General features: G+C 35.5%; 14 protein-coding genes and 10 tRNA genes. 18 read left to right on the plus strand and 6 right to left on the minus strand.

The features are described from left to right. Positions 1 to 278: 278 nt before the first annotated feature. The 3 genes from nadB to QL232_RS15195 form a co-directional block, all read right to left on the minus strand. Positions 279 to 1,862 carry an L-aspartate oxidase gene (gene nadB / locus QL232_RS15185; protein WP_168881396.1) on the minus strand — a complete coding sequence of 528 codons (1,584 nt, stop codon included), beginning with the start codon at positions 1,860 to 1,862 and terminating at the stop codon, positions 279 to 281. A 76-nt stretch (positions 1,863 to 1,938) separates the two neighbouring features. Beyond that, positions 1,939 to 2,931 (minus strand): quinolinate synthase NadA, encoded by a 993-nt coding sequence (gene nadA, locus QL232_RS15190; RefSeq protein ID WP_211093210.1) that lies wholly within the window; start codon positions 2,929 to 2,931, stop codon positions 1,939 to 1,941. A 462-nt stretch (positions 2,932 to 3,393) separates the two neighbouring features. Beyond that, positions 3,394 to 4,227 (minus strand): mechanosensitive ion channel domain-containing protein, encoded by an 834-nt coding sequence (locus QL232_RS15195; RefSeq protein ID WP_168881395.1) that lies wholly within the window; start codon positions 4,225 to 4,227, stop codon positions 3,394 to 3,396. 129 nt (positions 4,228 to 4,356) lie between these two features. On the opposite strand from QL232_RS15195, the gene lpcA reads away from it, so the two are divergent. Next, positions 4,357 to 4,941 carry a D-sedoheptulose 7-phosphate isomerase gene (gene lpcA / locus QL232_RS15200; protein ID WP_281614719.1) on the plus strand — a complete coding sequence of 195 codons (585 nt, stop codon included), beginning with the start codon at positions 4,357 to 4,359 and terminating at the stop codon, positions 4,939 to 4,941. 13 nt (positions 4,942 to 4,954) lie between these two features. Here lpcA and QL232_RS15205 read toward each other — a convergent pair whose 3' ends face one another. After that, the gene (locus tag QL232_RS15205) at positions 4,955 to 7,138 is read right to left on the minus strand and encodes an ATP-binding protein (RefSeq protein ID WP_281614720.1); all 2,184 of its coding nucleotides are present in this window, start codon (positions 7,136 to 7,138) and stop codon (positions 4,955 to 4,957) included. A 113-nt stretch (positions 7,139 to 7,251) separates the two neighbouring features. Next, positions 7,252 to 8,073, minus strand: coding sequence for a hypothetical protein (locus QL232_RS15210; protein WP_281614721.1), 822 nt, complete (start codon positions 8,071 to 8,073; stop codon positions 7,252 to 7,254). A gap of 201 nt (positions 8,074 to 8,274) precedes the next feature. On the opposite strand from QL232_RS15210, the gene cysC reads away from it, so the two are divergent. The 5 genes from cysC to QL232_RS15235 all read left to right on the plus strand — a co-directional run bounded on the left by cysC (position 8,275) and on the right by QL232_RS15235 (position 14,321). Then, a complete protein-coding gene (gene cysC / locus QL232_RS15215; RefSeq protein WP_168881391.1) occupies positions 8,275 to 8,889 on the plus strand; it encodes an adenylyl-sulfate kinase in 615 nt (204 codons plus the stop codon). 6 nt (positions 8,890 to 8,895) lie between these two features. Beyond that, positions 8,896 to 9,801 (plus strand): sulfate adenylyltransferase subunit CysD, encoded by a 906-nt coding sequence (cysD, locus tag QL232_RS15220; protein WP_281614722.1) that lies wholly within the window; start codon positions 8,896 to 8,898, stop codon positions 9,799 to 9,801. Between the two features lie 19 nt (positions 9,802 to 9,820). Next, positions 9,821 to 11,137: a GTP-binding protein gene (locus QL232_RS15225; protein WP_281614723.1), complete on the plus strand. Its 1,317-nt coding sequence runs from the start codon at positions 9,821 to 9,823 to the stop codon at positions 11,135 to 11,137. Positions 11,138 to 11,292: 155 nt separating this feature from the next. Beyond that, positions 11,293 to 11,871 (plus strand): DUF3109 family protein, encoded by a 579-nt coding sequence (locus QL232_RS15230; protein WP_281614724.1) that lies wholly within the window; start codon positions 11,293 to 11,295, stop codon positions 11,869 to 11,871. A gap of 41 nt (positions 11,872 to 11,912) precedes the next feature. Continuing rightward, positions 11,913 to 14,321, plus strand: coding sequence for a Smr/MutS family protein (locus QL232_RS15235; protein WP_281614725.1), 2,409 nt, complete (start codon positions 11,913 to 11,915; stop codon positions 14,319 to 14,321). A gap of 310 nt (positions 14,322 to 14,631) precedes the next feature. Here QL232_RS15235 and QL232_RS15240 read toward each other — a convergent pair whose 3' ends face one another. After that, positions 14,632 to 16,308: a sodium:alanine symporter family protein gene (locus tag QL232_RS15240; RefSeq protein ID WP_281614726.1), complete on the minus strand. Its 1,677-nt coding sequence runs from the start codon at positions 16,306 to 16,308 to the stop codon at positions 14,632 to 14,634. Between the two features lie 524 nt (positions 16,309 to 16,832). On the opposite strand from QL232_RS15240, the gene thrS reads away from it, so the two are divergent. The 12 genes from thrS (at position 16,833) to QL232_RS15300 (ending at position 21,173) form a co-directional block, all read left to right on the plus strand. Further along, entirely contained in the window at positions 16,833 to 18,758 is a 1,926-nt protein-coding gene (gene thrS / locus QL232_RS15245) for a threonine--tRNA ligase (RefSeq protein ID WP_281614727.1), read from the plus strand. An 87-nt stretch (positions 18,759 to 18,845) separates the two neighbouring features. Continuing rightward, positions 18,846 to 20,048: an L-2-hydroxyglutarate oxidase gene (lhgO, locus tag QL232_RS15250; RefSeq protein ID WP_168882071.1), complete on the plus strand. Its 1,203-nt coding sequence runs from the start codon at positions 18,846 to 18,848 to the stop codon at positions 20,046 to 20,048. A gap of 176 nt (positions 20,049 to 20,224) precedes the next feature. Continuing rightward, positions 20,225 to 20,302: transfer RNA gene (locus QL232_RS15255), tRNA-Val, on the plus strand. 21 nt (positions 20,303 to 20,323) lie between these two features. Further along, positions 20,324 to 20,398 (plus strand) — tRNA-Val (locus QL232_RS15260). Between the two features lie 20 nt (positions 20,399 to 20,418). Further along, positions 20,419 to 20,496 (plus strand) — tRNA-Val (locus QL232_RS15265). A gap of 21 nt (positions 20,497 to 20,517) precedes the next feature. Continuing rightward, positions 20,518 to 20,592 (plus strand) — tRNA-Val (locus QL232_RS15270). A 20-nt stretch (positions 20,593 to 20,612) separates the two neighbouring features. Continuing rightward, a tRNA-Val gene (locus tag QL232_RS15275) sits at positions 20,613 to 20,690 on the plus strand. Between the two features lie 21 nt (positions 20,691 to 20,711). Next, positions 20,712 to 20,786: transfer RNA gene (locus QL232_RS15280), tRNA-Val, on the plus strand. Positions 20,787 to 20,806: 20 nt separating this feature from the next. After that, a tRNA-Val gene (locus QL232_RS15285) sits at positions 20,807 to 20,884 on the plus strand. A 21-nt stretch (positions 20,885 to 20,905) separates the two neighbouring features. Further along, positions 20,906 to 20,980, plus strand: a tRNA-Val gene (locus tag QL232_RS15290). A gap of 20 nt (positions 20,981 to 21,000) precedes the next feature. Beyond that, positions 21,001 to 21,078 (plus strand) — tRNA-Val (locus QL232_RS15295). Between the two features lie 21 nt (positions 21,079 to 21,099). After that, positions 21,100 to 21,173, plus strand: a tRNA-Val gene (locus QL232_RS15300).

Here is a 21,173-nt window from a genome sequence, read left to right on the forward strand (position 1 = left end):
TTGCTTGACACTTTTTACATGATCCAAGATGATGAATAATACGTTCTTTATTTGGGAAGTTTGGATGATATAATGCTTTTTTAATATCTCTTATATCAGGGCATTTCCGAATTTTGAAAATGTAGTATCCTCTTGCAATAACAGTACACAAGAAGATATAGATTAGTATTTGAAGCATGATAGGTAAAAATAGTTTGCTAAAAATAAAGTTAAGATCTAAGCTTGTAATCACAAAAACTTAAATCTTAACTTTAATAATTTCCATTACCAATACTCAATTACTTGTTCTCGTAGTCGATAGAGTAATGCAATCCTATATTTTCATGCCTTTCTTTAGCTCCGCTGATCACTAAATAACAAATAGTAATCATATTACGAAGCTCACAGAGAGGTTGGGAAATAACTGTTTTTTTGTATAGATCTTCTGTCTCGTTATAGATTAATGCAGTTCTTTTGAATGCCCTATTTAAACGTTCATTGGATCTGACAATACCTACATAATTAGACATTACTCTTTGTAAATCACTTCTTGATTGTGAAATCAATACCATTTCTTCAGGTACTGTGGTTCCATCTTTATTCCAATCAGGAATTAGCTCTTGCCACTCTGTAGTGTCTATAAGTTGTAGAGCAGTTTCAAAAGCTTCATGAGCATATACAGCAGCTTCTAATAAAGAATTAGATGCTAAGCGGTTTGCTCCATGTAAACCAGTACAAGTACATTCACCACAAGCCAATAGGTTCTTGATAGAAGTTTCTGCTTTTGTATTTACTACAATACCACCACATAGATAATGCGATGCTGGAGCAACTGGAATAAAATCTTTCGAAATATCAATCCCTTGCTTCAGGCAATGTTCGTAAATAGATGGGAAGTGGCTCTTTAACTCTTTTTCATCGATAACAGAAGCATCTAACCAAACATGGTCTTTACCTTCTCTTTTCATTTCAGAGTCAATCGCTCTAGCAACAATATCTCTTGGTGCTAAAGATCCTCTTTCATCATATCGTTTTACAAAATCTTCGCCCTTACTATTTCTAAGTATAGCACCTGCGCCACGCATAGCTTCTGTAATTAAAAAAGCATTGCCCTCATGACCTCGTTGATACATGGCAGTAGGATGGAACTGTACAAACTCCATTTGTGCTACATGACCTTTTGCTCTATAGGTCATAGCAATTCCATCACCTGTAGCTACACTTGGGTTAGTGGTTGTCTTATATACTTGTCCAATACCACCAGTTGCTAATAAGGTAACTTTAGAAAGGATGGTTTCCACCTCACCAGAGACCTTATTTAAAGCATAAACGCCATAGCATTGGGTGTCTTTTCTGTATCTTGTTACATCCTGACCTAAGTGATGTTGTGTAATTAAGTCAACAGCAAAATAGTCGGAAAGAATTTCAACGTTGTCATATTTCTTGATGGCATCAAGTAAGGCGCGTTGAATTTCTTGTCCTGTAACATCTTTAAAATGTAGGATACGGTGATCAGAGTGTCCTCCTTCCTTGGCTAATTTATAGTCGCCATCGTCCGACTTATCAAATTGGGTGCCCCATTCAATAAGTTCTCGGATTCTATCTGGTCCGTTTTGAACTACTAATTTTACGACTTCTTCGTTATTGATATGAGACCCAGCAACCAATGTGTCATTGATGTGCTTTTCGTAAGAGTCATCAGAGTCAATAACCGCAGCAATACCGCCTTGAGCGTATCTTGTATTGCTTTCGAAAGGTTCATCTTTAGTAATGAGACAGATCTTTGGGTGGAAAGACTTGTCTTGAAAATGTTCGCAAAGTTTTAATGCATAACTTAGTCCTGCAATGCCAGAACCTACGATTAAGAAATCAACTTTTGCCATTGAAATTTGTGATGATAAGTTGAAAAAAAATGCTGCTTCTTTATCGTAAACTTCAGAAACAGCATCTTGTTTTCATTTATGATAATTCAAACATTCTTTCAATTGAGCCAATCGCTTTAACTCGAATGTTTTCTTCTACGTTCACTTCAGGATATTCGTATTGTAAACAGTTGTATACTTTTTCTAATGTATTCATTTTCATGAAGTGACATTCTGAACAAGCACAAGTGTTATCTTCTTTAGACGGAGCAGGGATTAAGTTCTTATTAGGAACCGCTTCTCTCATTTTATGTAAAATACCGGCTTCAGTTGCAACGATATAAGCATCTCCTTCATCTTCCTGTACAAATTTTAAAAGTGCTGCTGTTGAACCAACAAAAGAAGCAACTTTTAATAGTGGCATTTCAGATTCAGGGTGTGCTATAATTTTAGCGTGAGGATTTTCCTTATGTAAATCTAAGATTTTTTCTAAAGCAAAAGCTTCATGAACTACACATGCACCGTCCCAAAGTAACATATCACGACCAGTCTCCTTCATGATATATTTACCAAGATTTCTATCTGGTGCGAAGATGATTTTTTCATCTTCTGGTAAACTGTTGATAATTTTTAAAGCGTTTGTAGATGTTACAGTGATGTCTGTATACGCTTTAACTTCTGCTGAAGAGTTGATGTAAGTAACAACAGTATGGTCTGGGTGCTGTTTTACAAACTCTGAGAATTCCTTTGCAGGAGCTGCTTCTGCTAATGAACAGCCCGCTTTAAAGTCTGGTAAAATTACTTTTTTCTCAGGATTGATGATTTTTGCAGTTTCCGCCATAAAGTGTACACCTGCAAATAAGATGATGTCTGCGTCAGTTTCTGCTGCCTTTTGTGCTAAAGCTAAACTATCACCAACAAAATCAGCAAGATCTTGGATCTCTGCATCTTGATAATAGTGTGCTAAAAATACGGCGTTTTTCTCCTCCTTTAAGCGAGTTATTTCTTTTTTTAGATCGATAGGCTCATTTTCCATAACGTCAATGAAACCTAATTGATCTGCTCTATCTTTAAGCTCTTGTGTAAGCATCTTTATTTTTTCTCTTCTACGATTACAAAAGTTATCGCAAAGTTAATCAAAGTTTACTAAATCAAATGCTTTTATCAAGAATGAAATATATAAGGAGACTAAATTTTAGGACATTTTTTACAATGTTTTCCTTTGCGTTTATATTTTTTACAGCAATTCTTTTTCTTGCAAGTAACCTCTTCTGTAAACTCTTCAGAAGGTAATGCTAACATCTCTAGAAGTTTGCTGCTAGTTGTCGATACAAAAAGTGGATCTTGAAAATTCATGACCGTTTGTTTATTTAGACTGATTCTATATTGATTGCAATATAATAGCTTAATTGGATTAAATCTAAATTAATTAGAGTTTTTTTGTTAATCCTTTTCAAAACTGCGGTTTCAAATGTTTTAATTTTTTTTTACAATAAAAAAAGGTCAGTCTTTGTAGTAAGACTGACCTTTTTATGGCTAGAATCAAAGAAGCTTATTCAGGAGCTTCATCTTGTTTCATATGCACCACTCTTTGAGGGAATGGAATTTCAATACCGTTATTATCTAAAGCAATTTTACATGCTTCTAATGTTTCAAATAAAAACTCCCAATAATCTTCTACTTTAAGATGTACTCTTAATTGTAGATCTACTGAACTATCACCCAAGTTTGTTACCCAAACAACAGGCTTTTCTGGATTTTGAAGTACTCTTTTGTCATCTTTAATAGTGCCCAAAAGAACCTCTCTTGCCTTTTTTATATCCGAGTCGTAAGAAATGCCAATAGGCACATCACATCTTACAAAACCTTCTCTTGTAAAGTTTTTAATGACACCACCTGCTAATGCACCGTTAGGAATAAAAACGTGACGTCTATGTGGTGTAATGATAGTTGTTGCAAATAAACCGATTTCGTCTACCGTACCGATATAACCTTGCGCTTCAATAAATTCACCATTCTTAATTGGACGAAGGGTAAGTAATAAAGCACCACCTGCTACATTGGCTAATGAACCTTGAAGTGCTAAACCAATTGCTAAACCAGCTGAACCAAGCATAGCAATAAACGATGTTGTTTCAACACCAGCCATTCCAATGGCACCAACTATGATGATTACTTTTAGGCCAATTTTTGTTAGTGCAGTAACAAAATCGATCAAGGCGTGGTTATCTCTTGATGTTTTTTTGATTTGCTCGTTGACTAAATGGGCTACTTTATTAGCGATGTAGAATCCGATGATAAGAAATAAGAGACCTTGTCCAGCTTTAACTCCGTAAGTAGAAAGGAAGTTAATGACATACTCTTGCAACTGGGAAGTATTTTCCATTTTGAGTTTTTAAATTTGAATAAGAATGTTTGGTTAATAATTATAAATTTAGAAAGAAATTTTAGTTTTTTGTATCAGTAAAGGCATTTTTGTAAAATAATTAATCAAGTAATTTAATTAAAAATTAGAATGACGGATTTTAACTCCCTAATTAAAGGTGAATTGTTAGAGGCTCAGCAAACATTAGAAAAATTTCTATCTGATGAGAGTACAATCAAGTCTATTGAGGCTGCTGCAGACTTATTGGTAGATTCATTTAAAAATGAAGGGAAAGTGATGTCATGTGGTAATGGTGGTTCACATTGTGATGCCATGCATTTTGCTGAAGAATTAACGGGTAGGTATAGAAATGACAGGCCATCTATTGGTGCTATTGCTATATCTGATCCTAGTCATATTTCTTGTGTAAGTAATGATTATGGCTTCGAATATATCTTTTCGCGCTACTTACAAGGAGTAGGAAGGAGAGGAGATGTCCTGTTTGCATTAAGTACAAGCGGTAATTCTCAGAATATCATTAACGCTATTGAAGTGGCTAAAGATAAAGGAATTAAGGTTATCGCATTAACAGGCAAAGATGGTGGTAAAATGGCAGGTCTCGCAGATATCGAAATCAGAGTTCCTCACTTTGGTTATGCCGACAGGATTCAAGAAATACATATAAAAGTGATCCATATTATAATCCAACTAATTGAGTTGAAATTAGGATACTAGAAATACTTAGATATTAATCAGAAGAAAGGGGGAGTTGTATTGTAAATGTAGCTCCTCCTTCTTTATTATTAAATGCATTGATTAGTCCTTTATGACTAACAATAATATCCTTACTAATAACTAAGCCTAAACCCAACCCTTCTTTCTTTGTGGTGTAGAACGCTTCAAATAAATGATCCACGTCTTTAATACCTCCACCATTATCAGAAACACTTATTCCAACTTTGTTGTCTTTTAACTTCTTAGTAGAGATCTTGATAAATTTATTTTCAAGATTTTGTTCTTTAAGTGCTTGGAATGCATTATCGATGATATTGATAAATACTTGAGATATTTTTCCTCCTAAACAAATAATATTAGGAAGTTTTTCATCGAGTTCTAACGTTACATCTATATCGTCGTACTTATATTTTTTTGTTAATAGGTTGAGTGTTGTATTGATACTATCATTTACGTTAAATTCTTGAGGTACACCATGGTTGGATTTTACGGCATTCTTTAAGTCCTGAGATATTTCTCTGATACGATTGACTCCATCATCAATACCTTGTAAAAGCAAAATAGACTCCTCAACATCTTCCAATAATTCTTCTTTATTTTCAAATTCTTGTTCCTTCACTAAGGTTTTAACCTCCATCATGTTTTCTGTGATTGGAATGATATTATTGATAATAAAATTGATGGGATTATTGATCTCATGAGCTACCACGGCCATCATCTGACCAACAATAGCGAGCTTTTCAGAGCGAACTAATTGCTCATGTATTTTCTTGGTTTGGATTAGATTATCCTCAAGTTCTTTATTTTTTTCAGTGAGTTTTTCGTTAAGTTCTAGAACCTCCACTACCTTTTCACCAATGATGAACTTCTGGTCTTGAATTTCTTTTGTCTTACTTTTTAATGTCTCACTAAACTCTTTAAATCTTTTCGTTTTTTGATTCAATAAGAACAAGATAATGCCTAGCAGTAAAAAGACTACGGATAAAAAGATCAATGCATATTCTCTGTTGTCAATCTTCTCCTGAGAAAGGTCATTTTGTTTGCTAAGTTTATTGATTTCCTCTTCTTTCTCTGCTATTGCCATTGTATTTTCAAGCATCTGAGCTCTCTGCAATTTCTCTTCATCTTGATATAAATGGACATAGTAAATGTATTTCCTTAGAACAATAGCCTCGTTTTGAACATCACCTCTTTTTTTATAAGCTTTTGCTAAAATATCTGTAAGAATAAGGGCCTCTTGTAAAGCGGGTAGTTCTTCTGCTATTTCAAGACCTTTATTTGCCGCTTCAATTGATTTTGAAATACGGTTTTGGTCTAGATATACTTTTGCAATTTTACCCAGTACTCTAGCTTGTCTCAAAGGCTGTTGTAAATCAATAAACCCTTTGTAGGCATCACCATAATATTTTAAAACTATTCCTAGACTATCCTGTGAGCTATTGTAATAAGTTTCACCAATTAACGCCTCGACTGTATGTTTTAAGCTTTGATAATCAGTTTTCTGTGCCAGGTCGAAGACTTTAAGGAATTCTTGCCTCGCTAAATAAGGATCACCTGCAGCCAAATAAGCTTCACCAATATTCAAGTGTGCTCCAGCAATCTTTTGAAGATTATTATCGAGTAACCTGTTTTCAAGCATTTTTTGGAAATGCATAAGTGCTAGATCATATTTTCCTCTTGAAAGCTGAATTTTTCCGATCATCTCATTACAATAGCCAATCATTTCATTGTCTTGTAATTGATCAGCAATTTTTGATGCTTCATTTAAATTTTTCAGCGCTTCAAAATGATCTCCCTCAAATTGAAAAAGAGTGCCAATATTGATGTAAGAATAACCTTTTTGTTGTAAATCATTGTTGATATCTGCTTGTAGCATTGCTTGTTTAAAGTAGTCAAAAGCAGTACCGTAATCGCCTTTATTTCTAATTGCGACACCAATAAGGTTCAAAACTTTAGCTCTTTCTCTAAACTTAGGATTGTCTTCAGTAATTTTTAGTAATAATTCACCATATACTACAGCAGTATCAGGATACAAATCTCGAGATTCCCAAACGAGATTTATATAAGTTTTATATAATTTATTTCCTTTTTGTTTTTCTATTTCTTCTTTTAAACTATCGATTTTAGCTTGCTGAGAGAAAGAAGGGGAGCTAAAGGTGACAAGAAGAAAAATAGATAAAGTAATATATATTTTCATCACGAATAAGTGCTTCTGTGATTGGTTTATTCAACTAGTGTATTTCAAACAGATAGTATACCTTAAATAAAATAATATATGAATATACTAACTTATTTAATTACTTATGAATTTTAATCGTTAATCGAATTAAAGTTGATAACATATTTATTGCTTCCTGAATTATAAATTAACAACTCATTGTCGTTTAAGTTGTTGATATTGTGATTGTAACTAACAAATTGCCTAGTATTCTGCTCTGCATTCCAAATAAATGGAATTGACTTGATATTTTGCATTAATTGAAAGCCTAGTTGTGCAAAACTCTTACCATCAGACCAATCGTTGTCAGTATAGGTCATGATATCATCTGGTGAGTAGTCAATGATAAACTGCTTCAAGATTTTACTTATGCCTCCCATTATTGTAAATCCATTTTTATTGCAATACCGAATTAACTCATAGGATTCATGGCCAATATTTGTTTTGGTCATTTTCCTTTTGCCACTAAATGAGGCGACACCTACGAGTTGATCTTTAAGAAATAAGCCATACTTAATCTTAGCATTTGTAGGATCGTTGGTGTGGTTCTCTTTTAAAAATGAATCTAAGGTAGGCTTGTCAATTTTTTCAACAGTAATTGATCGTCCATAAATAGTTTTTGATATTCCCAAGGCACCATTTACCCTAGAAAGACAAGCAGCTGTATTATGGAAATAAACGTCAGACCACAATTGAATCACCTGATAGTTAGGGAAATTATCTTTAAACTTTATCAAGCTCTCTGCATCATTATGCCATTGACTGTTTTTTTCTGAAATGAATAAGAGGTGTATGATAATTTTTTGATGATTAACATGAATGTAAGGGTATGGAGAAACTTTTATATTTTCTTCAACCTTATAGTCAATGGAATGATCGTCTAAATGCTTTAATAAAGATGTGTAGTGACCCATTTGAATATTTATACTCTTATTGTTAATTATTTTAAATACTATTAATAATTGAAGTGTTTATTTATCATTTTGATCATGGTTTTCTTAATTTTTTTTGAAAATCTTTGTAATAGATGACCGTTACTATATATTTGCCTACTAAATATATAGGGTAATGGAATTTATATAAATTATACACAATTACTCTAATCAATAAAAGTTATGAGCGAAGCTACGAATATTCATCCTATTTTTAATTCTATTCTATCAAGAGAGAAAAAAGAAGGATTATTAAAACAGAACGGAGTAGTACTTTGGATGACTGGTTTATCAGGTTCAGGAAAAAGTACCTTAGCAAGAGCATTGGAGTTTGCTTTACACGACCTAGGTTATTTTACAATGCTATTGGATGGTGATAACCTCAGAACAGGAGTGAATAGCAATCTTGGTTTTTCTGAAGAAGACCGAAAAGAAAATGTGAGAAGATCAGCAGAAGTGTCAAAACTTTTTGCTTCTGCAGGAATCATCACTATCTGTTCTTTAATTAGCCCAACAGAGGAAATTAGAGATGCAGCCAAAGAAATCATTGGCGAAGAAGATTTTAAACAAGTATTTATTGATGCTCCTTTTGAAGTGTGTGCAGAACGTGATGTAAAAGGACTTTATAAAAAAGCATTGGCTGGCGAAATTAAAAACTTTACAGGATTAGATTCTCCTTTTGAGACACCTGCAAACCCTTTCGTAAGAATCCCAACTGCTGAACAGAGTTTGGAAGAAAGCTTAAAGCAACTTCTTGAAGCTGTTCTACCAATAATTAAATTAACAGAAAACAAATAATTTTTTATGCAGTCTCATACACTGACACACCTGAAACAGCTTGAATCCGAAGCTATCTATATTTTTAGAGAAGTAGCGGCTCAATTTGAAAGACCAGCTATCTTATTCTCTGGTGGAAAGGACTCTATTGTCATGGTACATTTAGCAAGAAAAGCTTTCTGGCCAGGTAAAGTTCCCTTCCCTTTAATCCATATCGATACAGGACATAACTTCCCAGAAGCTATTGAGTATAGAGACTGGATGGTTAAAGAATTTGACCTTGATTTGATCGTAGGTTCAGTGCAGGGTTCTATCGATAAAGGTACTGCAGTAGAAGAAAGAGGGGTGAACCCGAGTAGAAACGGTCTTCAGGCAATTACTTTATTGGAAACATTAGAAGAGTATAAAGTAGATGCTGCCTTTGGTGGAGGACGTCGTGATGAGGAAAAAGCAAGAGCGAAAGAGCGTTTCTTCTCTCACCGTGATGAATTCGGTCAGTGGAATCCAAAAAATCAAAGACCAGAATTGTGGAGTCTTTATAATGGACACTACAATGAGGAAGAGCATTTCCGTATTTTCCCAATTTCAAACTGGACGGAAATGGATGTATGGCAATACATTGCATTAGAGAAAATTGCATTGCCTTCTATCTACTTTGCTCATAAGAGAAATATTGTTGAACGTAATGGAATCCTATTGGCAGAGTCTCCATGGAACACACTGTTGGAAGGAGAGAAATACGAAGAAAGATTAATTAGATACCGTACACTTGGAGACATGACATGTACAGGTGCTGTATCTTCTGATGCAGATGATTTGACAGGTATTATTCAGGAAGTAGCTTCTTCTAAAGTGACTGAAAGAGGTAACAGATCGGATGATAAACGATCAGAAGCGGCAATGGAAGAACGTAAACTTCAAGGGTATTTCTAATCTAACTAACAACAAAAGCATGAGCGAAGTATTAAACAATCCGAGCATAAAAAGAGAAGATTCTACAGCAGCTGTAGATCAGGCATATATGAATATGGACTTGCTCCGTTTCACTACAGCAGGTAGTGTTGATGACGGAAAAAGTACATTGATTGGTCGTCTTATGTACGACACAAAACAGATCTTTGAAGATCAGTTGGAAGCAATTGAGAAGTCTTCAAAATCAAGAGGTGACGAAAATGTTAACCTTGCATTATTAACGGATGGCTTAAAAGCCGAAAGAGAGCAAGGTATTACTATTGACGTAGCCTACCGTTATTTTGCCACTCCAAAGCGTAAGTTTATTATTGCGGATACTCCAGGTCATATTCAGTATACTCGTAATATGGTAACTGGAGCTTCAACAGCGAACTTGGCCATTATTCTTGTAGATGCAAGAAACGGTGTAGTGGAGCAAACTAAACGTCATACTTTTATCGCATCATTGCTTAAAATTAAGCATATCGTTGTAGCGGTAAATAAGATGGACTTGGTAGACTATGCAGAGGAGCAGTTCAACAAAATTGTAGAAGACTTCAAAGCATTCTCAAGTAAAATTGGTATCGATGATATTCGTTTTATCCCTATCTCAGCACTAAAAGGAGATAACGTAGTGGATGATTCAGAGCGTACACCATGGTACAAGGGTGGTTCTTTATTGACTAACCTGGAAAATGTTGAAATCGATTTGGATTATGATTTGGATAACCCTCGTTTCCCTGTTCAAAGAGTAATTGAAGTGGAAGATGGTGAAAAAGCTGGTTTTAAAGGTTTTGGCGGTAGAGTTGACGGTGGTATCTTCAAAGTTGGTGATGCTGTGAAATCATTGCTTACGGGCGAAGAGTCAACCATCAAATCTATTGAGACGATGACAGGTCAGTTGGAAGAAGCATTTCCTCCAATGTCTGTTGCTTTTACATTAGAGGCTGATTTGAAGTTGGAAAGAGGTGATATGTTGGTGAAAGTAGGAAACACTCCATCAAATGCCAATGAATTCAGTGCTACTGTATGCTGGATGAATCAAAATGCTTTAAATGTTGGTGACGCATTCCTTCTTAAGCAGACAACAAAAGAAACTACAGCTGTAGTTAGTGAAATTGTTGAGAAGTTGGACATCAATACAATGGAGCAGATTGATGAAAAAGAGACATTAAAAATGAATGAAATTGGAGTTGTGAAGATCAAAACAGTAGATCCAATCTTCTTTGATGAATACAAGAAAAATAGAAATACAGGAAGCTTAATTCTTATTGATAAGGATTCTAACGAAACTGTAGCAGCAGGTATGATCAAATAGTTGTCCTTTATTTTTCAAGAAAAGCACCTTAGAATTTAATTTTAAGGTGTTTTTTTTATGCTTTTCAAAAGTTAACGAGTTATCATCTTCTACTTAAGGCATTAATTCCGTTTTTTGTACCTTTGTGAAAAGTCGTAAATAATCTGTTAAACACCGTGATTGTAGTTGATAAAGTTGTTCTTAGTGATGACATGATGACAAACGAATTCGTTTGTAATTTAGATAAATGTAAAGGAGCTTGTTGCGTTGAAGGAGATCTTGGTGCTCCTCTAAACGAAGACGAACTAGAAAAAATTGAAGGAGTATATGAGGCTGTAAAACCTTATATGTCTGAAGAAGGTATTGCTGAAGTTGAAAAACAAGGTAAATATATCAAGGATTTCGAAGGAGACTTCTCTACACCTACAATTGGAAATAGAGAGTGTGCTTATGCGATCTATGATGAAAAGAAACATTTGCATTGTGCCATCGAAAGAGCATATTTAGATGGTAAAATAGATTATAGAAAACCGATTTCTTGTTATCTATATCCAGCAAGAATTACAAAATACGAAGCATACGATGCTGTAAATTACGATCGTTGGGAGATTTGCTCTGATGCTTGTGTATTAGGTAAGGAATTGAAAGTGCCTGTTTATAAATTCCTGAAAGAACCATTTATTTACAAATATGGAGCTGAATGGTATGCAAAATTAGAACAGGAGATTAAAGACATGAAAGAAAATCTTAGATAGTAGTTACTTAGAACTACTACATATAATACCAAACAAAAAGAATGTTATATCCGAAGAATTTAGAAGAAAAACTTGGTTTTGATAAGCTAAGAGAAATTTTAAAGGATAAATGTAATGGAGAAGTAGGACGTAGTTACGTAGATAAAATGCGTTTTACTTCTGATGAAAGATTTATTAGACAAAGAGCCGCTCAGGTAGATGAGTGTGTAAGAATATATGCATCTGGGGAGTCTTTTCCTCATTCAGGATATATTGATGTATCTAACTTTTTAGATAAATCAGAGATCATCAATGCGTTTCTTTTAGAAGAAGAATTATTTGATTTAAAAACAGCATTATCCACTTTAAAGGAGTGTTTGCAGTTCTTCAACGCTTGTGATCCAACCTTATACCCCGAACTGGTTAAAATCAGTGAAAATATAGAATTCAACCCAATGATCTTATCACAAATAGATATGATCTTGGATGATAAAGGTAAAATTAGAGATAATGCTTCTCCTGAATTGGTGAGTATTCGTCAGCAGTTAAACAAACAGTTGAACAGTTTGCGATCAAAAACAGCATCTGTTCTTCAGTCCATGAAAAAAAGTGGATATGCTAAAGACGATGCTAAACCAACCTTAAGAGAAGGAAGAATTGTTGTTCCTGTACCTGCAGAACACAAACGTCATGTTACTGGTTTCGTTCATGATGCTTCTTCAACAGGTCAGACGGTCTATATTGAGCCTCAAGAGTTGTTAGATCTAAATAATAGTATTAAAGATCTAGAATTAAGAGAGCGCCAAGAGGTGATCCGTATCTTAACTGAGATTACGAATAAGATCCGTCCTGAGGTTCCAGGTCTTAAAAAAGGAAACAACTATTTGGGTATCATCGATTTTATAAATGCAAAAGCAAAATTTGCTATTCAGCAAGAGTCAATAAAACCAGAAATAGTTAATGAACCTCTTATTGCATGGTATCATGTGGCTCATCCCATCCTACTATATTCGTTTACTGAACAAGGAAGGAAAGATGAGGTGGTGCGTCAGAAGATCGAATTAGATGAAGAAAGAGGACGTTTATTATTGATTTCGGGACCAAATGCTGGTGGTAAATCAATTGCAATGCAGACCGTAGCCTTAGTTCAATACATGTTCCAATGTGGTATGCTAGTTCCTATGATGGAAGGTTCCAAAATGGGAGTATTTACCGATATCATGATGGATTATGGTGATGACCAATCTTTAGAAAATGATCTTTCTACATATTCATCGCATTTGACGAACATGAAAGCGATGCTTACAAAAGGTAGTGAAACATCATTGATCTTAATTGATGAATTTGGGTCAGGTACAGAGCCAGAACTAGGTGGTGTAATTGCAGAGTCTATTTTGGATGAGATGAACCACAAGAAAATGTGGGGAGTGATTACTACTCACTATGCTAACTTAAAGTTTTTTGCTGAAAAACAAGTTGGTCTTCAAAATGGAGCAATGCGTTATGATGTTGATAACCTAAAGCCTTTGTATAAGTTAGAACAAGGACAACCGGGTTCATCATTTGCATTAGAAATTGCACAAAAAATTGGGCTCCCTAAGAAAGTATTGAATGTGGCGAGAAATAAAGCTGGCCGTAAGAAAATCAATATGGAGGAATTGCTTAGAAATCTTGAAACGGAGAAGAAAGAACTTCACCAAAAAAATCAAGAAATTAAGCGATTAGAGCAAAAACTTAAATCTTCTGTTGAGAAGTATGATAAACAATCTATTGAGCTAAATAATAAGAAGGCTAAAATTATGAATAAGGCCCGAGAAGAAGCTCAAAAAGTATTGGATACTGCAAATAAGAAGATCGAGTTAACAATTAAGGAGATCAAAGAAGCGAAAGCAGATAAAGAAAAAACAAAGCAACTACGTCAGAATATAGAAAACTTTAGAAACTCGAACCAACCAAGTAAAAAGAATCAAAAACCTGAAGAAGAAGTTTATGAGGTAATTGGAGGGACAATAGTAATCGGTGACGCGGTTAGAGTAAAAGGTCAATCTACAATTGGTGAAGTGGCAGCTTTATCATCACGAGAAGCTGAAATTTTAGTTGGAGAATTACGAACTAAAGTGAAGCTGAATAGATTGGAGAGAATCAGTAAAAAAGCATTTAGAAAAGAAGTGCGAGAAAAGCATTCATCAAACAGTGCTTCATCTAACCTTACTCAGAAAAGAATTGATTTTAATACTCAATTAGATTTAAGAGGTAAAAGAGCAGAAGAAGTGATGTATGATCTTGATGATTTTATGGATTCTGCCATTATGCTTGGAGAAACTGAAGTAAGGATCGTTCATGGAAAAGGGACGGGAGCCCTTAGAGAAGTGGTGAGGAACCATTTAAAATCATTCAGAGGAATTAAGAATATTTCTGATGATCACCCAGATCGAGGAGGAGCAGGTGTTACTGTAATTACACTACGCTAGATGAAATAGCCTTTTGAGAATCTATCTTGAAAGGCTATTTTTTTGTACTCTTTTAATAATTTATTTCAAATATCTTAAAATTAACGTTTGTTAAGTGTTAGATTTTGTTCAACATTGTTTGTTAATAGAAGAATGTTTATATATTTGATAGTACCAAAAGGTAAGATATTGTCTTACTCCTTTGGACTTCATAGCTGGTTGAAATCGTAAATGTAAAAGTTTACGTGCTTTATGTTACTACATAAAGTAAAACGCCCACCTTCGATTAAAAGAAGTTGGGCGTTTTGTGTTTTTAAAGGTAGAAGACTCTTTAGATCTTAATACCGAATTTATCTTTCATATGAGATCTGTAAACCTCAAGACTTTCTTTCATGTCTTTACGAAGAATTAGAATACCAATAAGGTTTGGAATCGTCATCAAGGCAATTGTAATACCTGATAGAGTCCAGATGATAGTTGTATCTGCGAAAGAACCAACAAAGAATGCAAATACATACACCGCTCGGTAATAAATAACAGACTTTGCACCTAGTAGGAATGTCATTGCTCTGTCACCATAGTAAGACCAAGATATTGCTGTAGAGAAAGCAAAGAGTAATAGACCGATGGATACGATATACTTACCCCATTCTCCAAAGTAACTTCTAGTAAAGGCAATACTTGTAAGTGGAGCACTGTGTACTAACGATTTTCCTCGAATAGCCATTTTCTTTTTCCATTCTACTTTACCTTTTACCACATTCAGCGTGCCTGTATATGCTTCTCCATCGATGCTTACTTTAACATCTTCTGCTAAAGATCTTGCATGAAGAAGAGAAACAGTATTTGTGATTTTTCCATTGATAACATTTAAAGAACCAGTGTAAGTAGGAAGTTCTTTATCACCACTAATATGAGCAGCTAACAATTCTCTGTCATTATTAGGGTTGGCTTTAGTATCGTCGTATCTGATACTCAAAACTTCTAAATCTGTTCTTTGGAATTTATTCTCTATTTTTTCTCTCCAAACATTGGAAGAAAGTAATGCTAAACCAGTTAATGAACAAATTACGATAGTATCAATAAATGGTTCTAAGATCGCTACCATACCTTCAGAAATAGGCTCTTTCGTTTTTGCGGATGCATGGGCAATAGGTGCAGAACCTTGTCCGGCTTCATTGGAGAATAAACCTCTGTTTACACCTCTATTAAATGCATATGCAAGAGAAGCACCAAGGAAACCACCAGTTGCTGATGTTCCACTGAATATATCTGAAGCAATTCTTTGAATCGAATTTGGAATATTTTCGAAGTTGTAGAAAATTACAGCAACACAACCTATAAAATAGATTAAGGCCATAAATGGAACTAGTTTTTCCGTTACAGAAGCAATTCTGCTAATACCTCCTAAGATTACAAAGGCAAGTAAAACAGATAAGACAGCACCTGTGATATAGTTTTCTAAGCCAAATGTAGCATTGATAGAAGAGGCAATACTGTTTACTTGAGGCAGGTTACCTGTACCAAAAGAAGAGAGTACTGTGGCAATTGCAAATAAAACAGCCATCCATTTCATGTTTAATTTGTTCTTCATGAAATACATTGGACCACCAGCCATAGTGCCATCAGCAGTTTTTTCTCTGTATTTGTGAGATAATGATACCTCAACAAATTTTGTTGTCATACCAAAGAAAGCAGTAACAATCATCCAGAATAAAGCGGCAGGGCCACCTAAGTGAATCGCTAATGCAACACCGGCAATGTTACCAGTTCCTACAGTACCAGAAAGAGCAGTTGCCAATGCTTGAAAGTGTGATGTGTCTCCTTCGTCGTCTTGTTCGTCGAATTTTCCTTTGACCACATCAATAGCGTGTTTAAAGAATCGTATTTGAGGAAACTTTAAGTAAACTGTGAAAAATAAGCCTGTTAGCAATAATAAAGCAACAAACCAATCAGAACCCCCGATATAGCTGTCGATAAGACTTAATATCTCGTTTAATTGTTGCATTTCGATAGATTATGAAATTGTAAAGTGTTTATGAGACATGCTTGAAATTCATTTTTTAGTTTTTAAATGATCAGTAATTACCATTCACGACTACACAAAAAATTAGTGATATATCAATGAAAAAACCGTTTAGACTTAAATCGTCAAAATTGAACATTTGTCGTTAGAAAAATCATTTCAAACTTCCTGTTTATAGTTTAATATCTTGCGAATTTATTAAAACTTGTGACTAAAACTATAATTTTTCCGATTCTCTGATTTTTTTCAATAAATGTTAAGGCTCAGAGCTACAAAATAAATGAACAGTTTTTTGTTGATAAACGAATCATAAAAATTGGATTTTTCGATAAATACTAAGCATTCGAAAATTATTAATTTAAACTCCTTTGTATTTATTCTATTGGTAATTGTGTGTAAAAGACAAGTAAAAATTGTAGCTTGCACCCCGAAATTCCCACAGCAAAACTTGTGGTCAGTTGTAGGGGCACAAATGGGGGAATTAAAATTTAAATTTATATACCACAATGATTAAAATTACATTACCGGATAATTCGGTAAGAGAGTTCGAAAGCGGAGCGTCTTCATTAGATGTAGCAAAAAGCATCAGTGAAGGATTGGCTAGAAACGTACTAGCAGCAGAAGTAAATGGTGAAGTTTGGGATGCTACCAGACCATTGACCGCAGACTCAAATGTAAAATTATTAACGTGGAATGACACGGACGGAAAGTCAACTTTCTGGCACTCTTCAGCTCACTTAATGGCCGAAGCTCTAGAAGCTTTATACCCTGGTGTGAAATTGGGTATCGGTCCTTCTATCGAAAATGGATTCTACTATGATGTAGATTTCGGTGACCATGAATTCTCATCAGAGGAATTGGTTAATGTAGAGAAGAAGATGAAGGAACTAGCAAAGCAAAAAAATATCTATGCACGCGAGGATATTTCTAAAGCTGATGCTGTTAAATACTTCGAAGAAAAAGAAGATCCTTATAAATTAGACCTTTTAGAAGGCTTAGAGGATGGTCAGATCACTTTCTACAAGCAGGGTGAATTCACAGATTTATGCCGTGGACCTCACATTCCTCATACAGGCTTTATTAAAGCAATCAAATTAATGTCTGTAGCAGGTGCTTACTGGAGAGGTGACGAGAAAAATAAAATGTTGACTCGTATCTACGGTATTACATTCCCTAAAGCAAAGGAATTAACAGAATACTTAGAGAGATTAGAGGAAGCAAAGAAAAGAGATCATAGAAAAGTAGGTCAAGAATTAGACTTATTTACTTTCTCTCAAAGAGTAGGTCAAGGTTTACCATTATGGTTGCCAAAAGGTACTACTTTAAGAGAGAGATTAGAGAATTTCTTAAGAAAAGCACAACAGAAAGCTGGTTACCAACAAGTAGTAACACCTCATATTGGTTCTAAAGACCTTTACGTTACTTCTGGTCACTATGCTAAATATGGTGAAGATTCATTCCAACCAATCCATACTCCACACGAAGGTGAAGAGTATTTATTGAAGCCAATGAACTGTCCTCACCACTGTGAAATTTACCGTTCACGTCCAAGATCATATAGAGATCTACCGGTTCGTTTAGCAGAATTTGGTACTGTATATAGATATGAGCAATCAGGTGAATTACATGGATTGACAAGGGTACGTGGTTTTACTCAAGATGATGCTCACTTATTCTGTCGTCCTGACCAAGTAAAAGAAGAATTTGGAAAGGTAATCGATCTTGTATTATATGTATTCAAATCGTTAGGTTTTGATGATTATTTAGCTCAAATCTCATTAAGAGATAAAGAAGATAGAGCAAAATACATCGGTAAAGAATCTGATTGGGATAGAGCAGAGAAAGATATTGAAGAGGTAGCAGCAGAAAAAGGTCTTAAGACTGTAGTAGAATACGGCGAGGCGGCATTCTACGGTCCTAAATTAGACTTTATGGTTCGTGATGCTTTAGGAAGATCATGGCAGCTAGGTACTATTCAAGTGGATTACCAATTACCTCAACGTTTTGAGTTGGAGTATAAAGATTCAGATAACTCATTAAAACGTCCTGTGATGATTCACAGAGCTCCGTTTGGTTCAATGGAACGCTTCATTGCCATTCTAATTGAACATACAGGAGGTAACTTCCCATTATGGTTAGCGCCTGAACAGTTTACTGTTCTACCAGTATCGGACAAATATAACGATTACGCTTACGGTGTGATGAGTAAATTGGAAGAAGCAGGGTTTACAGGAACTGTAGATGCTAGAGCAGAGAAAATCGGTCGTAAAATCCGTGATGCTGAGGTTCAAAAAACACCATACATGTTAATTGTAGGTGAAAAAGAAATGGACGGTAATGCAGTCTCTGTAAGAAAGAAAGGCGAAGGAGATATTGGTACTATGCCAGTAGATGAATTCGTAGAGTTATTCAAAAAGGAAACAACAGTATAACTACTGTACAATAATATTAGGACAATGAGTTGTGACAAAGTTGCAACTCATTGTTTATTTACAAACTAAATAACATACAAGAGAATGGTGTATGATGTAATCATTGTCGGTGCAGGTATCGTTGGGATGGCATCCGCAATGAAAATCAAACAGCAGAAGCCAGACTTGAAAGTTCTTGTCCTGGAAAAAGAAAATGATGTAGCCAAGCACCAAACAGGACATAACAGTGGAGTAATTCACTCTGGTTTATACTACAAGCCTGGAAGTCATAAAGCATTAAATTGTATTGACGGTTATAACCAACTGATTAAGTTCTGTGATGAAGAAGGTGTGAAATATGATCTATGTGGTAAAGTTGTTGTTGCTACTGATGAAAAAGAGTTAGACAACTTAAATACTCTCTACGAAAGAGGTGTTGCCAATGGATTGAAAAATCTTCGCAAATTAACAGCTTCAGAAATTAAAGAGTATGAGCCGTATTGTGCTGGTATTGCAGGCCTTTATGTTCCTCAGACAGGTATTATCGATTACACAGAAGTAACGAAGAAATACCAAGAGATCTTTGAAGATAGACTTGGTGGTGAAGTAAAGTTCAATAATAAAGTAGAAGATGTTAGGTTAGGAAGTATTGGTGTAGAAGTGATCACTAATAAAACTACTTATAGATCGAACTTGATTGTAAACTGTGCTGGTCTCTATAGTGATAGAGTAGCTCAATTAGCTTTAAAGCAATTGGATGTCCGTATTATTCCATTTAGAGGGGAATATTATGAGATAAAGCCAAATAAACATCACTTGGTGAAAAACTTGATTTATCCTGTGCCAGATCCTGCTTTCCCTTTCTTGGGTGTTCATTTTACAAGAATGATTCATGGTGGTGTTGAGGCAGGGCCAAATGCTGTATTGGCATACCAAAGAGAAGGTTATACTAAATCTGATATCAATGTTGGAGAGTTATTCGAGTCTCTGACTTGGAAAGGGTTCCTAAAGGTAGCTTCTAAATACTGGCCAACAGGGTTAGGAGAAGTGTACCGTTCATATTCAAAGAAAGCTTTCACAAAAGCATTACAAAGGTTATTACCAGACTTGAAAGAGTCGGATCTTAAACCAGGAGGTTCTGGTGTTCGTGCACAAGCATGTGATAAGAATGGTGGCCTAATTGACGACTTCTTGTTTGTTGAAGAAGGACGAATGATTAATGTGCTTAATGCACCATCTCCAGCGGCAACATCTAGTATGTCGATTGGTGATACGATTGCAGAAAAAGTAATCAAACGTTTGTCAAAATAGATGAAACAGCATCCGGCGATGAAAATTTGATAAAAATTTCATTTTCTATCCGGTTGAATTTCAAGGAGGAGGTATTTTATTTGATTTTTTTTACATTAGAATGTTTGTCATTAAAATATCTCCTCTTACCTTTGCACTCGCAATGACACAAACGGTGTCTAGGAAATATAATTAATGGGATGTTAGCTCAGTTGGTTTAGAGCACCTGCCTTACAAGCAGGGGGTCACTGGTTCGAATCCAGTACGTCCCACCATATTACACAGAAGGTGTAAATGGGGTGTTAGCTCAGTTGGTTTAGAGCACCTGCCTTACAAGCAGGGGGTCACTGGTTCGAATCCAGTACGCCCCACATAAAGACATAATGAAAATGGGATGTTAGCTCAGTTGGTTTAGAGCACCTGCCTTACAAGCAGGGGGTCATTGGTTCGAATCCAATACGTCCCACCATATTACACAGAAGGTGTAAATGGGGTGTTAGCTCAGTTGGTTTAGAGCACCTGCCTTACAAGCAGGGGGTCACTGGTTCGAATCCAGTACGCCCCACATAAAGACATAATGAAAATGGGATGTTAGCTCAGTTGGTTTAGAGCACCTGCCTTACAAGCAGGGGGTCATTGGTTCGAATCCAATACGTCCCACCATATTACACAGAAGGTGTAAATGGGGTGTTAGCTCAGTTGGTTTAGAGCACCTGCCTTACAAGCAGGGGGTCACTGGTTCGAATCCAGTACGCCCCACATAAAGACATAATGAAAATGGGATGTTAGCTCAGTTGGTTTAGAGCACCTGCCTTACAAGCAGGGGGTCATTGGTTCGAATCCAATACGTCCCACCATATTACCCAGAAGGTGTAAATGGGGTGTTAGCTCAGTTGGTTTAGAGCACCTGCCTTACAAGCAGGGGGTCACTGGTTCGAATCCAGTACGCCCCACATAAAGACATAATGAAAATGGGATGTTAGCTCAGTTGGTTTAGAGCACCTGCCTTACAAGCAGGGGGTCATTGGTTCGAATCCAATACGTCCCACCATATTACACAGAAGGTGTAAATGGGATGTTAGCTCAGTTGGTTTAGAGCACCTGCCTTACAAGCAGGGGGTCACTGGTTCGAATCCAGTACGTCCC

Source organism: Flammeovirga sp. SubArs3 (assembly GCF_947387565.1).
GTDB classification, from domain to species: Bacteria; Bacteroidota; Bacteroidia; order Cytophagales; family Flammeovirgaceae; genus Flammeovirga; species Flammeovirga agarivorans.

What these genes read in the sequence shown, in the direction of transcription:
- QL232_RS15210 (WP_281614721.1), bottom strand. Translation starts at nt 8,073, where the DNA reads ATGGGTCACTACACATCTTTATTAAAGCATTTAGACGATCATTCCATT.
- lpcA (WP_281614719.1), top strand. Translation starts at nt 4,357, where the DNA reads ATGACGGATTTTAACTCCCTAATTAAAGGTGAATTGTTAGAGGCTCAG.
- QL232_RS15195 (WP_168881395.1), bottom strand. Translation starts at nt 4,227, where the DNA reads ATGGAAAATACTTCCCAGTTGCAAGAGTATGTCATTAACTTCCTTTCT.
- nadB (WP_168881396.1), bottom strand. Translation starts at nt 1,862, where the DNA reads ATGGCAAAAGTTGATTTCTTAATCGTAGGTTCTGGCATTGCAGGACTA.
- cysD (WP_281614722.1), top strand. Translation starts at nt 8,896, where the DNA reads ATGCAGTCTCATACACTGACACACCTGAAACAGCTTGAATCCGAAGCT.
- nadA (WP_211093210.1), bottom strand. Translation starts at nt 2,931, where the DNA reads ATGCTTACACAAGAGCTTAAAGATAGAGCAGATCAATTAGGTTTCATT.
- QL232_RS15205 (WP_281614720.1), bottom strand. Translation starts at nt 7,138, where the DNA reads ATGAAAATATATATTACTTTATCTATTTTTCTTCTTGTCACCTTTAGC.
- cysC (WP_168881391.1), top strand. Translation starts at nt 8,275, where the DNA reads ATGAGCGAAGCTACGAATATTCATCCTATTTTTAATTCTATTCTATCA.
- QL232_RS15235 (WP_281614725.1), top strand. Translation starts at nt 11,913, where the DNA reads ATGTTATATCCGAAGAATTTAGAAGAAAAACTTGGTTTTGATAAGCTA.
- QL232_RS15225 (WP_281614723.1), top strand. Translation starts at nt 9,821, where the DNA reads ATGAGCGAAGTATTAAACAATCCGAGCATAAAAAGAGAAGATTCTACA.
- thrS (WP_281614727.1), top strand. Translation starts at nt 16,833, where the DNA reads ATGATTAAAATTACATTACCGGATAATTCGGTAAGAGAGTTCGAAAGC.
- QL232_RS15240 (WP_281614726.1), bottom strand. Translation starts at nt 16,308, where the DNA reads ATGCAACAATTAAACGAGATATTAAGTCTTATCGACAGCTATATCGGG.